This window comes from Vibrio hippocampi, assembly GCF_921292975.1.
GTDB classification, from domain to species: domain Bacteria; phylum Pseudomonadota; class Gammaproteobacteria; order Enterobacterales; family Vibrionaceae; genus Vibrio; species Vibrio hippocampi.
Genome location: NZ_CAKLCM010000002.1, coordinates 2,129,629 through 2,144,838, shown reverse-complemented (window position 1 = coordinate 2,144,838; position 15,210 = coordinate 2,129,629). Strand labels below are relative to the sequence as shown.

11 protein-coding genes are annotated in these 15,210 nt (G+C 46.7%); 7 read left to right on the top strand and 4 right to left on the bottom strand.

The window, feature by feature from the left end; genetic code table 11:
* The first annotated feature begins 57 nt into the window (after positions 1–57).
* A complete protein-coding gene (gene acnB / locus L9Q39_RS11960) occupies positions 58–2,655 on the top strand; it encodes a bifunctional aconitate hydratase 2/2-methylisocitrate dehydratase (protein WP_237485264.1) in 2,598 nt (865 codons plus the stop codon).
* Positions 2,656–2,750: 95 nt separating this feature from the next.
* On the opposite strand, the gene L9Q39_RS20665 is transcribed toward acnB, so the two are convergent.
* The 3 genes from L9Q39_RS20665 to L9Q39_RS11945 form a co-directional block, all read right to left on the bottom strand.
* A complete protein-coding gene (locus L9Q39_RS20665; protein WP_290369147.1) occupies positions 2,751–3,446 on the bottom strand; it encodes a hypothetical protein in 696 nt (231 codons plus the stop codon).
* A gap of 187 nt (positions 3,447–3,633) precedes the next feature.
* Positions 3,634–4,656 carry a 16S rRNA (guanine(1207)-N(2))-methyltransferase RsmC gene (gene rsmC, locus L9Q39_RS11950; RefSeq protein WP_237485572.1) on the bottom strand — a complete coding sequence of 341 codons (1,023 nt, stop codon included), beginning with the start codon at positions 4,654–4,656 and terminating at the stop codon, positions 3,634–3,636.
* Between the two features lie 73 nt (positions 4,657–4,729).
* Positions 4,730–5,815 (bottom strand): AI-2E family transporter, encoded by a 1,086-nt coding sequence (locus tag L9Q39_RS11945; protein ID WP_237485263.1) that lies wholly within the window; start codon positions 5,813–5,815, stop codon positions 4,730–4,732.
* Between the two features lie 140 nt (positions 5,816–5,955).
* Here L9Q39_RS11945 and L9Q39_RS20660 point away from each other — a divergent pair, with 140 nt between their 5' ends.
* Positions 5,956–6,078, top strand: a complete 123-nt coding sequence (locus tag L9Q39_RS20660) for a hypothetical protein (RefSeq protein ID WP_290369146.1) — start codon at positions 5,956–5,958, stop codon at positions 6,076–6,078.
* 238 nt (positions 6,079–6,316) lie between these two features.
* On the opposite strand, the gene hemL is transcribed toward L9Q39_RS20660, so the two are convergent.
* Positions 6,317–7,609, bottom strand: a complete 1,293-nt coding sequence (gene hemL, locus L9Q39_RS11940; RefSeq protein ID WP_237485262.1) for a glutamate-1-semialdehyde 2,1-aminomutase — start codon at positions 7,607–7,609, stop codon at positions 6,317–6,319.
* Positions 7,610–7,902: 293 nt separating this feature from the next.
* Between hemL and erpA the strand changes: the two genes are divergently transcribed.
* The 5 genes from erpA (at position 7,903) to ilvN (ending at position 15,203) form a co-directional block, all read left to right on the top strand.
* On the top strand, positions 7,903–8,244 hold the full coding sequence (erpA, locus tag L9Q39_RS11935) for an iron-sulfur cluster insertion protein ErpA (protein ID WP_237485261.1): 342 nt from the start codon (positions 7,903–7,905) through the stop codon (positions 8,242–8,244).
* 158 nt (positions 8,245–8,402) lie between these two features.
* Entirely contained in the window at positions 8,403–9,539 is a 1,137-nt protein-coding gene (locus tag L9Q39_RS11930; RefSeq protein ID WP_237485260.1) for an efflux RND transporter periplasmic adaptor subunit, read from the top strand.
* A gap of 15 nt (positions 9,540–9,554) precedes the next feature.
* Positions 9,555–12,653: an efflux RND transporter permease subunit gene (locus tag L9Q39_RS11925; RefSeq protein ID WP_237485259.1), complete on the top strand. Its 3,099-nt coding sequence runs from the start codon at positions 9,555–9,557 to the stop codon at positions 12,651–12,653.
* 302 nt (positions 12,654–12,955) lie between these two features.
* Complete coding sequence (locus L9Q39_RS11920; RefSeq protein ID WP_237485258.1) at positions 12,956–14,707, top strand: acetolactate synthase 3 large subunit; 1,752 nt, start codon at positions 12,956–12,958, stop codon at positions 14,705–14,707.
* Between the two features lies 1 nt (position 14,708).
* Positions 14,709–15,203: an acetolactate synthase small subunit gene (gene ilvN, locus L9Q39_RS11915; RefSeq protein WP_237485257.1), complete on the top strand. Its 495-nt coding sequence runs from the start codon at positions 14,709–14,711 to the stop codon at positions 15,201–15,203.
* Positions 15,204–15,210: the final 7 nt, after the last annotated feature.

Sequence of the window (15,210 nt, the reverse complement as noted above, 5' to 3'; positions counted from 1 at the left end):
AGGATGTCCACTCCTATTCTAACAATACAGGAGGGACCGTAATGAGAGGAAAAAGTCGTGCTTGAAGCTTATCGTAAACACGTCGAAGAGCGTGCTGCCCAAGGTGTTGTCCCTACCCCACTTAATGCTGAACAAGTTGCTCAATTAGTTGAGCTACTTAAAGTGCCACCTCAAGGTGAAGAAGAGTTTATTCTTGATCTGCTAGAAAATCGTATTCCTCCCGGTGTCGATGAAGCGGCTTATGTTAAGGCAGGTTTTCTTACCGCACTAACAAAAGGCGAAGTGAGTTCTCCACTTGTGACTCCAGCAAAAGCGGCTGAGCTACTGGGTACAATGCAAGGCGGTTACAACATTGAGCCATTGATTTCTCTGCTTGAAGATGCCGAGTTGGCACCGATTGCCGTGAATGCGCTATCTCATACCTTGCTTATGTTTGATGCTTTCTATGATGTGGAAGAGAAAGTGAAAGCGGGCAACGCCTATGCAAAACAAGTGATGACCTCTTGGGCGGAAGCCGAGTGGTTCTTATCTAAGCCTGAACTTGCCTCTAAGATCACTTTGACCGTATTTAAAGTGACTGGCGAGACTAACACCGATGATCTTTCGCCAGCACCTGATGCTTGGTCGCGTCCAGATATCCCGGTACACGCATTGGCAATGCTCAAAAATGAGCGTGAAGGTATCGTTCCGGATCAGCAAGGCAGCGTTGGTCCAATCAACCAAATTGAAGTACTAAAACAAAAAGGTCACCAATTGGTGTACGTGGGCGATGTTGTGGGTACGGGTTCTTCACGTAAATCAGCGACTAACTCTGTGCTTTGGTTTATGGGCGATGATATTCCTTATGTGCCTAACAAGCGCGCAGGGGGTTATGTTCTCGGCGGTAAAATTGCCCCAATCTTCTTCAATACCATGGAAGATGCTGGCGCACTTCCGATTGAAGTCGATGTGACCAAACTGAATATGGGTGACGTGATTGACGTGTATCCATTTGAAGGCAAAGTCTGCAACCATGAAACCGGTGAGACTCTGGCGGAATTTGCCCTTAAAACCGACGTGCTGATCGACGAAGTTCGTGCTGGTGGTCGTATTCCTTTGATTGTTGGTCGTGGTCTGACTGACCGTGCGCGTCAATCGCTTGGTCTTGCGCCTTCGGAAGTCTTCCGTCGTCCTGTGGCGGTTGAAGATACCGGTAAAGGTTACAGCCTTGCCCAGAAGATGGTCGGTAAAGCGTGTGGTGTTGAGGGTGTACGCCCAGGCACTTACTGTGAGCCTAAGATGACCACCGTGGGTTCTCAAGATACGACCGGTCCTATGACCCGTGATGAGTTAAAAGACTTAGCTTGTCTCGGTTTCTCTGCCGACTTGGTGATGCAGTCTTTCTGTCATACCTCTGCTTATCCAAAACCAGTAGACGTGAATACGCACCATACCTTGCCAGATTTCATTATGAACCGTGCGGGTGTTTCACTGCGTCCTGGTGATGGCGTGATTCACTCATGGCTAAACCGTATGTTGCTACCAGATACCGTCGGTACGGGTGGTGATTCGCATACTCGTTTCCCACTGGGGATCTCTTTCCCTGCGGGTTCGGGACTGGTTGCATTTGCAGCCGCGACAGGTGTTATGCCGTTGGATATGCCGGAGTCTATTTTGGTTCGTTTCAAAGGCGAGATGCAGCCGGGTATTACTCTGCGTGATCTTGTCCATGCGATCCCTTACTACGCTATTCAGCAAGGTCTATTGACGGTAGAGAAAGCGGGTAAGATCAATGAATTCTCTGGTCGTATTCTAGAAATTGAAGGGGTTGAACACCTGACGGTTGAGCAAGCATTTGAGCTGTCTGATGCCTCCGCAGAGCGTAGTGCTGCCGGTTGTACGGTTAAGTTGTCGCAAGCGTCAATTGAAGAGTACCTAAGCTCGAATATCACGATGCTTAAGTGGATGATTTCTGAAGGCTATGGCGACCGTCGCACGATTGAGCGTCGTATCGTGTCAATGCAAGAGTGGCTTGAGAATCCAGAACTCATGGAATCGGATAGCGATGCGGAATATGCCCATGTGATCGAGATTGATCTTGCTGATATCCATGAGCCAATTCTTTGCGCGCCCAACGATCCGGATGATGCGCGTCTGCTTTCAGAAGTGCAGGGAACCGAGATCAACGAAGTCTTTATCGGTTCATGTATGACCAACATTGGTCACTTCCGTGCCGCAGGTAAATTGCTGGATAAGTTCAATGGTCAATTGGACACGCGCCTATGGGTAGCGCCACCAACTAAGATGGATAAAGACCAACTGACCGAAGAAGGCTATTACGGTATCTTTGGTCGTGCTGGTGTTCGTATTGAAACTCCGGGATGTTCGCTGTGTATGGGTAACCAAGCGCGTGTTGCTGATAAAGCTACGGTGATGTCGACATCAACACGTAACTTCCCGAACCGTCTTGGTACCGGTGCCAATGTTTACCTGGCTTCAGCCGAACTCTCTTCTGTGGGTGCAATCCTAGGTCGTATTCCAACCAAGGAAGAGTATCTTGCTTATATGGAGCAGATTGACCCGACCGCTGCTGATACTTATCGTTACCTCAACTTCCATAGAATGGGTGAGTATACAGCGAAAGCAGAGACGGTTATTTTCCAAGAGCCAGCGTGAGTGGATTGACGGATTAACCTTGTCTAATCTTAAATAACCAAGCCGCCAGAACCTACTTGTTCTGGCGGCTTTTTATTGACTTGTGTGTGACAAAATTAGTAAAGCTGTCGCGACAGTTTTTGCTGCAACGCAATAAGCTTTTCTCGGTCTAAATTCTCGATCTGGCAGTGCTGCAAGATGTAATCAATCGAGTGTAATACGCGACGCCAGCGTGGTGACATCGGCAAAGTCTCTTGGTTGAGATACTTATCGAGTGTCCGAGTCTGTGGCGTTCCTCTATCAATGTAAACCCGCCATAAACCGCTCTTGGTGGCGAAAGTTACTTTGTTCTCTTGTGGCTGACTTTGCCAATATTTTAGCGCTAGGTTCATTGCCGAAACTAACTCTTGCCTTGTCTTTTGCTGTAACTGTTTAGGTTCCGTGTTTTGCTGTGGTTTCTGTGCATCAGCCAACCATTGTTGTTGCTCTTGGGAGAGTTTTGCCACCAGACGTTCTAACTGGTGGATTCTGTCTTTGAGCGCCAATTGCTGTTGCTGGTGCTGGTCGAGCAGAATGGTTTGTCGCTGAAGCTGTTGTTGCTGGGCGGCGAGAGCGGAGTGACTGCGTTGTAGTTCCCGAGTCAATAATACAAAGTGACCATAGATCCGTTGCGGAACGCTGCCATCAAGCCATTCTCGTCCGTTGAGAGGTAAATTTTGCCTCAAGTAGAAGCGGTCAATTTTGATCAACAGAGCGGAAAAGGGACGAGAGTGCAACGTCAGCTTTACTTGTGCAATGAGTTTAGACAGCAACACAACAACCTTATAGGGATAATAAGTCTGTCTAATGTAGGAGAGTGTTTAGAATGTGCAAATTAATCAATATTATATGAGGATAAACGCACAGATATCGCGTTGAGCTGGGTCCGAGAGTTTCATCTTAAAATCACTTGGACCAAGCCGTCAGGGTTATTCAGTCAGGGTTGTTACTCAGTCAGAGTTATTTGGTCGCAGAGTAAATAGCAAACTTGCGGTTTTTATCTAGGGTGTGACAGTGACCAAAGTGCTGCTCAATGATCGGCGGATATTTTAAGAAGCTGTTAGCAACGATGGTTAATTGACCTTGGCGGTTTAGATGATCTGGAGCCTGAGCTAACAACGTTTCTGTGGCTGAGTAGCTCGTGTCTAAACCAGAGTGAAACGGGGGATTGCTAATAATAAAGTCGAAATCAGACTCAATATCTGAGTAGACATCGGACGCAAACACGCGACCCGAAAGACCGTTGGCAATCAGCGTTTGTTTACTCGATTCAATAGCAAAGGCATTAATGTCGCACATATTAAGCTGAATATCAGGGGCGGTTTTCCCCATATAGGCGCCAATAATGCCAGCACCACAGCCAAAATCGAGAACTTTCCCGGACAGCTTTGGCAGGTTATTCAGTAGTAGTTGGCTACCAAGATCAAACTCGCCATGGCTAAAGACGCCCGGCAGACTTTTAATCGTCAGACTCTCTCCAGCCACCTCGACGTGGTAGCTCTTAAACCAATCGTCAAGCTTGAAGCTTGTGGGTGGCGTTTGGCAGACGCCCCAGTAGAAAGAGCAGCGTCTAGCTGAATCGTACTTATTGATAGGACCATAAGGCGCAAACATTTTTTCTACACTTTTTACTCCCGAGCGATTTTCACCGACCACAACGACCTCGGTCTCCTTACCTAATTTGCTCAGTACCATCTCCAACAACATTTGTGCTTCTGCTTTGGCTTTAGGCCAATAGATCATCACCAAACTGGCTTCGATATCATCCGGGAGTTGCGCGCCAAATAGGGTATCAATAGCCGATGAACGCGAGAGTTGGCGGTAGGCAATATAGTTGCTGGTGAACACGGTGACTTTGTCGCAGTGCTTGCTTAGCTCGATGGGAAATTGATCTTCAATCTCACCAATCACCAATACGGTTTGGTTAGCAAAGTATTCAAGCTGCCTTTCGGCGATTTGGCTGGGAGCGATAAAGGTCGACATGTCGCAACGGTCTCGTAGTGTAGAAAAATAGGTGGGCGATTCTCTCATAAACCCACCAAGCAAAAAAGTAGCCTTAGCTGTTATCTTGGCTGTTTAAGAAGTCTTTAAACTCTTCTTCATACATGGTGAACAGTACCATGGTGAGCGCAAAGATAAGCGGACCGTAAATCAAGCCGATAAGCCCAAACAGGTGAATACCACCAAGTAGCGAGAAAAAGATCATCAGGGTATTCATTCCTGCGCTGCCTTGCATTAACAGCGGACGCAAGATGTTGTCGATAGAACCCACCACTGCAATGCTCCATACCGCAAGGAAGATGCCCCAAGAAGTATCACCAGTGATAAACAGATAAGCCGTTGCTGGAATCCAGATCAGTGCGGTGCCGACAACTGGGATAAATGACGCAAAGCCCATCATGGTTCCCCAGAACAGTCCCGGAAAGCCAGCTAACCACATACCGAGACCACCCGCGATACCTTGAGCGATGGCCGTTAGGAATGAGCCCATCACTGCAGATTTGGAGACTTTTTCAATCTCAGACAACAGGCGATCTTCTTGACTGCGTGAGAAGGGAAGAATATGTCGTAGTGCCGAAATCAGTTTGTCGTGGTCGCGTAGCAAGAAGAACAGCACAAACAGCATGAGGAAGAAATCCATCAAGAAGTTAGTGGCATCGCCTAGTACTTTGGCGCTGATGGCAACCAGATTAGAGCCTAGACTGGTGGCAAATTCTGCGGCTTTTTGGGCAATACCTTGCGGATCAATCGTGTCAAACGGCAGATAGGTGTTAACGATAGACAAACCTTTGACCACCCAAGGATGAGCAAACATTTCTTGAATACCGCCCCCCGTCACCCATTGATACATATTCTGTGAAAACACAGACCCCTGCTGGACGATCGCGCTAAACACCAACAGCAATGGAATAACAATAATGAAAGTTAATACAAGACAAGACAGAAACGCGACGATGTTCTTGTACTTAGGGAGTTTTGCTTCAATCCATTCATGGATAGGAAACATGAGCAATGACAAGATAAATGCCATTACAATAGAGTTAATATAGGGTTCGATAAGTAAGTAACAGGCAAAAGCCGCGAACAAAAGCGCAAGTATTAACACTCTGTGGCTAGCCGTTACATTTAGGGTGTTTTTCACGTGGATTCCTTTGTTTTATAGGATCAACAGCGTGGCGCTATATCCTAGTTTCCATCAGGGAACTAGGATATATAATGGACGCAAAACATAGAGTTAGCAATTTATAATTATGAAGCTTTTATGCTAAAACAGGAGCGGCTATGGGATGTTGTGGAGAGAAAAAAACCTGTAAAAACGGCAGCAAAGCCAAGCGAAAAATCCCTTGGTTTTCACTGACGATTGCGATTCTAGTGGTTTTGGTGGTATTGAACTGGCAGGGATAACTAAGATAACGATTTGATTATTATAAAAAGCTTGGTCAATCAGCATTTGGTCAATCAATACAAGATGCCTGGGTACTTCTCCATACGCTGATACTGTGCCTATGCAGAAAACACCTTGCTTATGATTAACCAAACGCTTTTTTAGTTGAGAGTTATTTTTGGTTGAGAGCTATTTGGCTTTATCTCTCAACGGTTATTTTTTGCTCTTCATTCTCAGTTGATCAGTTGCAACGAGCAATTAAGCCTCTTGCGCCAGTACAGCGAAGCAGCGGTCAGCCGCTTCCAGCGTGGCTTCGATCTCTTTATCACCATGAGCAAGAGAGGTAAAGCTGGCTTCAAATGCCGATGGAGCAAGGTAAACACCGTGCTCAAGCATCAAGTGGAAGAAACGCTTGAAGCGCTCAACATCGCACTTAGCCACGTCTTCATAACAAGTCACAGAGGTTTGCTCGGTAAAGAAGAAACCAAACATCCCACCCACTTGGTTTACAAGTAGCGGGATGCCGTGCTTGTCGGCTGCCGCTTTGAAGCCATTAGCAAGGATCTGTGTCTTCTTCGCAAGACGCTTTTCATTGCCTTCTTGAGCGAGGACGCTCAGGCAAGCGTAGCCCGCAGCCATTGCAATCGGGTTGCCAGAAAGCGTACCCGCTTGATAAACCGGTCCTGTTGGTGCGATGTACTGCATCACTTCTTTGCGACCACCGAATGCGCCCACAGGCATACCACCACCAATAACTTTACCAAGTGTGGTTAGGTCAGGTTTGATGTTGTAGTAAGCTTGCGCGCCACCTTGAGCAACACGAAAGCCGGTCATCACTTCATCAAAGATCAGCAGAGCGCCTTCTTGATCACACAGTTCACGCAGTCCCTCATGGAAGCCTTCAACAGGAGGAATACAGTTCATATTGCCAGCAACAGGTTCAACGATGATACAGGCGATCTCATCTTTGTTGGCGGCAAACAATTCTTTCACTGAGTCTAGGTCGTTAAAGCGAGCGGTTAAGGTGTATTTGGCAAAATCAGCAGGGACACCCGGAGAGCTTGGTTGACCAAGGGTTAAGGCACCAGAACCTGCTTTAACCAGCAAGCTGTCAGCATGACCGTGGTAACAACCCTCAAACTTAATGATTTTATCGCGGTTGGTATAACCACGAGCCAAACGGATAGCACTCATCGTCGCTTCGGTACCTGAACTTACCATGCGCAGTTGTTCCATTGATGGAACAAGTTTACGCACCAATTCAGCCATGTTGATCTCCATTTCGGTTGGCGCACCGAAACTCAGACCTCTTTGCGCCGCATTGATCACGGCTTCGCGAATAGCAACGTGATTGTGACCCAGGATCATCGGACCCCAAGAGCCAACATAATCAATATAGGCTTTGCCATCGGCATCAAAAATCAACGGACCATCGGCTCGTTCAATGAAAATCGGCGAACCACCCACCCCGTTGAACGCACGTACTGGAGAGTTAACACCACCGGGAATAGTTTGCTGAGCCTTTTGATATAGCTCCGTTGATTTGGTCATGAAAAGTTCCTCTTTACTGATTTTGTTCGGACCAATTGAGGGGCATTGTAACCTCAACTTGCATTGTGTGACTAGGGATAGCCGAGCATAGTTACGGTTAGTTGGACCTAAATACTTGAACGAAGTAGTCAAGTATTAGATAATCTTCCGATTACGATACGTGTTTGTACCAATACAGACCAGACGATTTTATTCGCAGTGCCGCTTTTATAAACGACTAATAGTAGTGATAAACGACTGATAGTGCGTGTGTAGAGCGTGGGCTGTGAGCAGAAATAGCAAGAGAGGTTCCTGTGAGCGATGTAGCTATTCCGTTAAGTTTTTCTGACGCAGCAGCAACACGAGTTAAGTTGCTGATTGATGAAGAAGAAAATCCAGAACTAAAACTGCGAGTGTATATCACTGGTGGTGGCTGTAGTGGTTTCCAATATGGTTTTACCTTCGATGAAAGCGTGAACGAGGGTGATACCACGATTGAAAAGTGTGGTGTCACTTTAGTGGTTGATCCGATGAGTCTTCAATATCTTATCGGTGGTGTTGTGGATTATACCGAGGGTCTTGAAGGCTCGCGTTTCTTCGTCAACAACCCAAATGCGACCACAACCTGTGGCTGCGGCGCATCATTTAGCGTCTAGATCATTCAGTATCTAGATCATGTAGCGTCTAGACCACGATTTAGCAGATAGTGATTCCAAACCCCACCGAAACGGTGGGTTTTTTGTTTTGTTTGTAAAAAAAACGTTGTAAATTATGCTTTAACGTTGTTGTTCTAGGTTGGCGAAAGGAGTGGTAGATGCCACAGCAAAGCATAATGAAGGCAGTGAGTCAGCGCCCTTGGTTAATTTCTCTTTTTTGTATGGTATTGCTGTCGATTTGGCTGGGGTTAGGAGTATTAAAGGCTGAAGAACCGCAACCTCAAACTGTTCCTTCACAAGCGCCGCTAGCGCGTGTTGTCTACCAGAATTTTACCGCTACTCAGGTGGATAAACAGCTCGATCTTTATGGTCGCACCGCTACCGACCGTACCGCAACGTTAGGGGCGGAAGTCGCAGGAAAAATCGTCAAACTTAACATTAAGAAAGGAGATTATGTCAAAGTCGGTCAAGGGATTGCTCAGATTGACCAAGGTGATCTACCACTACAAGTTGAGCGTGCCAACGCGATGCTCAATGTCCGTCAACAAGAGTACAACGCCTCGCTGTCACTGAAAAAACGTGGTTTGCAAGGGGAAGTCGCCTATGCCACCGCCGCCGCTAACCTTGCGGAAGCAAAAGCGATGCTTCGTAGCGCTAGACTTGCACTGGCAAACTCGACGGTATTAGCGCCTTTCAGTGGCATCGTCGATCACTTGTACATTGAATTAGGGGATTTTGTCGCTGTCGGTGATCCGATTGCTAAGGCTATCGATCTAAAAGTCCTTGTGATAGAAGCCGATGTGAGTGAGCGTCATGTGCAAAAACTGACCCCTAATCAGACCGCCAATATTCGTTTTTCTGACGGAAGCTCGGCTAAAGGCGTGGTTCGCTATATCTCTAGAGTCGCATCGACCACCACCAACACTTTTCCGATAGAAATCGCCATAGACAATCCAAATCAAGGGATTCCCGCAGGCATCAGTGCTGAAGTTGAGCTCGTGATCGATACTCAAGCGGCAATTAAAGTCACGCCCGCCATGTTAGCGTTAGATGAACAGGGCGATCTCGGCGTAAAAACATTAGTGGACGACCATATCAAGTTTGTTCCTATTCAACTGGTTAAGGCTGAACAGGATGGTGTGTGGCTTACTGGCTTAGGTCAGCAAGTGGATATTGTTATTTTGGGGCAAGGCTTTGTTCGTGATGGCGATAGGGTTGAAGCCATTAGCGTCGCTGAAGCGAATAAAATTTCGACCGCCCAGCATTCAACCGCACAGAACGCGACCGAACAATAAAAAGAGGGTATCACCATGTATGGATTAATTGATGCCGCTTTGTCGCGAGCAAGAACCATGGTCAGTCTGCTGCTGTTTATCTTGGTTGCCGGTATCTTCACGTATCACTCCATTCCTAAAGAGTCGAGCCCTGATATCACTATTCCAGTGATTTATGTTTCCGTTAGTCACCAAGGTATTTCACCGACGGACAGTGAGCGGCTTTTGGTGCGTCCTTTAGAAAATGAGCTGCGTTCCATTGAAGGGGTGAAAGAGATGACCGCCATTGCGTCTGAAGGGCATGGTTCGGTCACACTGGAGTTTAACGTCGGTGTTGATCTCACTAAAGCGATGGCCGATGTGCGCGATGCCGTCGATTTAGCTAAACCTAAACTGCCTGACGATAGCGATGAGCCGACCGTCAACGAAGTCACTTTTGCCTCAATGGATTCGGTGTTATCCGTGGTGCTCTACGGCACAGTCCCTGAACGAACGATCGTTTATCTGGCTCGTCAGTTAAGAGATAAGCTGGAAAGTTATCGTCAGGTGTTAGAAGTCGATATAGCGGGTGACCGAGAGGATATTGTTGAGATCGTCGTCGATCCTTTGCTCATGGAGAGCTATGGGTTAGACCAAGGAGATATTTACAATCTGATTGCCTTGAATAATCGAGTGGTGGCAGCGGGTTTTGTTGATACCGGTTATGGACGCTTCTCGGTTAAAGTCCCCTCCGTATTTGATAGCCTCAAAGATGTGCTTGAGTTGCCCGTCAAAGTAGACGGCAAGCAGGTAATTACCTTTGGTGATGTAGCAAAAGTGCGCCGTGCATTTCGTGATCCAGAAAGCTTTGCTCGTTTGGATGGTAACTCTGCGGTGGTTCTCGATATCAAAAAGCGCGCAGGTGAAAATATTATCGAAACGGTGGAATTGGTCAAAGAAGTAATGCGTCAAGCGCAAACCCGAGACGAATGGCCAAACAACCTACAGGTTCGCTACACCAAAGATCAATCAAAAGACGTTAAGATTATGCTTAACGACCTGCAAAACAATATTTTATCCGCCATTATCTTAGTGGTGATCGTCATCATCGCGATATTGGGAGTGAGAACCGCGCTCCTCGTGGGCGTTTCGATTCCCGGCTCGTTTTTAACTGGCTTGTTAGTGTTATCCGTATTTGGTCTCACCGTTAATATCATCGTGCTATTTTCGCTGATTATGGCGGTCGGCATGCTGGTGGATGGTGCGATTGTGGTGACGGAGTTCGCGGATAGACGAATGCAGGAAGGAACCGAGCGCAAACAAGCCTACCGTGATGCCGCTAAACGTATGGCGTGGCCGATTACCGCATCGACAGCAACCACATTAGCGGCTTTTGCGCCGTTGCTGTTTTGGCCTGATATAACAGGTGAGTTTATGAAGTACTTGCCTCTTACTCTTATCGCCACCCTTATCGCTTCATTGGCGATGGCGTTACTGTTTGTGCCTGTATTAGGAGGCATATTCGGTAAGCCACAAGTGGTCTCAGTGCAGCAGCAGAAAATGATGCAGGCGCTGCAAGAAGGGGATTTCACTCAAGCAACAGGCATTACCAAGCTTTATTACCACACACTCCGTATTGCCTTGGGTCATCCGTTAAAGATATTGCTGCTGGCGATCTTAATGGCGATAGGGGTAGGATTTGCTTATAACAAAGCGGGTTTGGGCGCGGAGTTTTTCCCTGAAGTGGATCCGCCGTATTTCAATGTCAAAGTCCGCTCACATGGTGATCTTTCGATTCAAGAACAAGATCAGGTCATGCGTGTGATTGAACAAGTGATGCTAAATCATGATGAGCTTGAAAGTGTGTACACCAAAACCGGTGGACAAGATGAGATTGGAATTATCCAGATCACGCCCGTTGATTGGCAAGATCGACGTCCCGTTAATAAGATCATCGAAGAGCTCGCGCAGACGACCGATCAATTTGCCGGAGTGGAAATTGAATATAAATTCCCAGATGCCGGACCACCAGTTGAAAATGATCTGGTGATCGAGCTATCCGCTCGTTTTCCTGAGCGCTTGGATCAAGCCGCAAAAATGGTGCGGGAATGGGCAGACAGTAATGGCATGTTAATCAATGTGAGTGACACTTCAAGCAAACCGGGTATTGATTGGCAGATTGATGTGCGCAGAGATGATGCTGCGCGTTTTTCTGCTGATGCGACGCTGGTCGGTAATACGGTTCAGTTCGTGACGAACGGTCTTAAAATTGGTGATTACTTACCGGATGATTCGACCGAAGAAGTGGATATTTTGGTGCGCTATCCAAAAGAAAAACGAGACATTGGTCGTTTCGATGAATTGCGAGTGAAAACGCCCGCGGGTTTGGTGCCGATCACCAATTTTGCCGAGATTATTCCCAAACCTAAACAGGACACGATCAATCGTATGGATGGTGTCAGGGTGATCAGCGTGAAAGCCGATATGGCGGAAGGTTATAATCTGACCCTTGAATTGCCGGGATTTGAACAGGGGTTATCGGAATTAGCATTGCCTGATGGCATTGAATTTAAGATCCGAGGGCAGAACGAAGAGCAAAAAAATTCTGCCGAGTTTTTGCAGTCGGCATTTTTGGTCGCATTGGTCGTAATGGCTTTGATTCTCGTGACTCAATTTAATAGTTTTTATCAGGCCTTGCTAATACTGAGTGCGGTGATCTTTTCAACCGTTGGTGTGTTTGCGGGTCTACTGATTTTCCAACGTCCGTTTGGTGTGGTGATGTCGGGTATTGGCGTTATCGCACTGGCGGGTATTGTCGTCAACAACAACATCGTATTGATTGATACCTACAATCAATTGGTCAAACGCGGGTTGGATAAGCATGAAGCGATTTTAAGGACAGGTGTACAGCGTTTGCGTCCGGTATTACTGACGACAGTCACCACCATACTGGGTTTATTACCAATGGTGTTGGAAATGAACATCGACCTGCTTAATCAGAAAATTGAGTTCGGAGCTCCAAGCACTCAATGGTGGTCACAACTAGCAACTGCAGTGGCGGGTGGACTCGCCTTTGCCACGGTACTAACGCTGGTGTTAACGCCTTGTTTATTGATGTTGGGAAACAGAATTACCTTGAGGCGAAGTTCTAGGTAAACAAAATTATCTATCAAACTTTGTTAGATGGTAATCAAAATGACCAAGATGTGGTCAACAATTAGTGAATATGTTGTTTATTAATTTTAAATGCAGAGTTCTACGCAAATGGTCATTTTAACCAGTTCGATCTTATGAGAATAACGAGTTAAAGTGAACCTTGGAGATGGGTGGTGAGTTATGACTTGCCACGCAACATAGCCGAAAGTGAGTGATTTCGATTTAGGCTACAAATAAGACCTAACTATGTAAAACCAGTCCCTCGAATATCCTGCGAAGGGAGTGCTGGTTAAGGAGACAATATGGCAGAAACAACCCCAGAAATGCTATCTGGCGCAGAGATGATTGTGCAGTCATTGATTGATGAAGGTGTACAACAGATCTTTGGTTACCCAGGTGGTTCCGTCCTCGACATCTACGATGCGCTGCACGCCAAGACAGAATCAATCCAACACGTATTAGTGAGACATGAACAAGCGGCAACCCATATGGCGGACGGCTACGCCCGTGCCACGGGTAAGCCAGGTGTGGTGCTTGTCTGTTCTGGTCCGGGTGCGACCAACACGATTACCGGTATTGCCACTGCTTATATGGATTCAATTCCAATGGTAGTGTTATCGGGCAACGTGCCGAACAACCTGATCGGTAATGACGCATTCCAAGAGTGTGATATGGTCGGTGTTTCACGACCTGTAGTAAAACATAGCTTTTTGCTGCAGCGTGCAGAAGACATTCCAGAAACCTTGAAAAAAGCGTTCTATATCGCGTCAACAGGTCGACCGGGTCCTGTGGTGGTGGATATTCCAAAAGATGTTATGAATCCACAGATTAAGTTTCCTTACCAGTATCCTGAAAGCATCAAGATGCGTTCTTACAACCCAACAACCACTGGGCATAAAGGACAGATCAAAAAAGCTTTAAAAGCCATTCTTGAAGCCAAGAAACCCGTCTTGTATGTCGGCGGCGGCGCTGTGATCTCTGAAGCAGAGCAACAGGTGATCAAACTGGCTAAAACACTGAATTTGCCGGTCGTCAGTACTTTGATGGGGCTGGGTGCTTTCCCTGGCACCGATAAACAAGCCTTGGGTATGCTTGGGATGCACGGCACTTATGAAGCGAACTTAGCGATGCACAACGCAGATCTTATCTTTGGTGTTGGCGTTCGCTTCGATGACCGTACCACGAATAATTTAGATAAATATTGTCCAGACGCTAAAGTGGTTCACATCGATATTGATCCATCGTCTATCTCAAAAAATGTCCGTGTTGATCTGCCAATTGTTGGCTCAGCCAATGTCGTGTTGGACAGTATGCTTAAGCTATTGGAAGATAGGCTATTGGAAGATCAAAATCACGAGCGAGATCCACAATATCTGTCTGCTTGGTGGGACGATATTGCCACTTGGCGTCAACGTAACTGCTTAAGTTATGAAACATCGGAAGAGCGTATTAAGCCTCAACAAGTGATAGAAGTGCTGCACAAGTTGACGGGTGGTGATGCATTTGTGGCTTCTGATGTGGGTCAGCATCAGATGTTTGCCGCCCTGTACTATCCATTTAACAAGCCAAGACGTTGGATTAATTCTGGTGGCTTAGGCACGATGGGCTTTGGTTTCCCTGCGGCTATCGGTGTTAAGTTTGCGTACCCAGATGAAGAAGTGGTGTGTGTGACAGGGGATGGCAGTATTCAGATGAATATTCAGGAACTGTCTACGGCAATGCAGTATCAAGTGCCGGTTAAAATCATTAACCTGAACAACCGTTTCTTAGGCATGGTGAAGCAGTGGCAAGACATTATCTATCAAGGTCGTCACTCTAACTCTTACATGGACTCCGTGCCAGATTTTGCCGCGATTGCAGAGGCGTACGGTCATGTCGGTATCCGTATTTCTAAGCCAAGTGAACTAGAAGCGGGTCTGAAAAAAGCGCTGGAGATGAAAGACCGTCTGGTGTTTGTTGATATCAACGTTGACGAAACTGAGCATGTTTACCCAATGCAAATTAAAGGCGAGGGTATGGATAAGATGTGGCTAAGCAAGACGGAGAGAACCTAATATGAGACACATTATTTCGCTATTAATGGAAAACCAACCCGGTGCTTTGTCTCGAGTTGTCGGTCTATTTTCTCAACGTGGCTACAATATCGAATCTTTGAACGTTTCGCCGACGGATGATGAAACACTGTCTCGTCTGAACATCACCACGGAATCCGATAAGTTGGAGCTTGAGCAGATCCAGAAGCAACTGCATAAATTAATTGATGTGCTGAAGGTTCAGGAAGTGACGGAGTTTGAGCATATCGAGCGTGAATTGATGATGGTGAAAGTTAAGGCAGACGGCTTTGCTCGCGCTGAGGTGAAACGTACTGCAGATATCTTCCGAGGACAGATCGTCGATGTGACTGCCGGGCAATATACAGTTCAATTAGCTGGAACCAGTGAGAAGTTAGATGCCTTTGTTTCTGCGTTAACTGAAGTGACGGATGTTATTGAGGTGGCGAGAAGTGGTATTGTCGGTATCGCTCGCGGAGAAAGAGCCTTAAAACCTTAAACGGCTA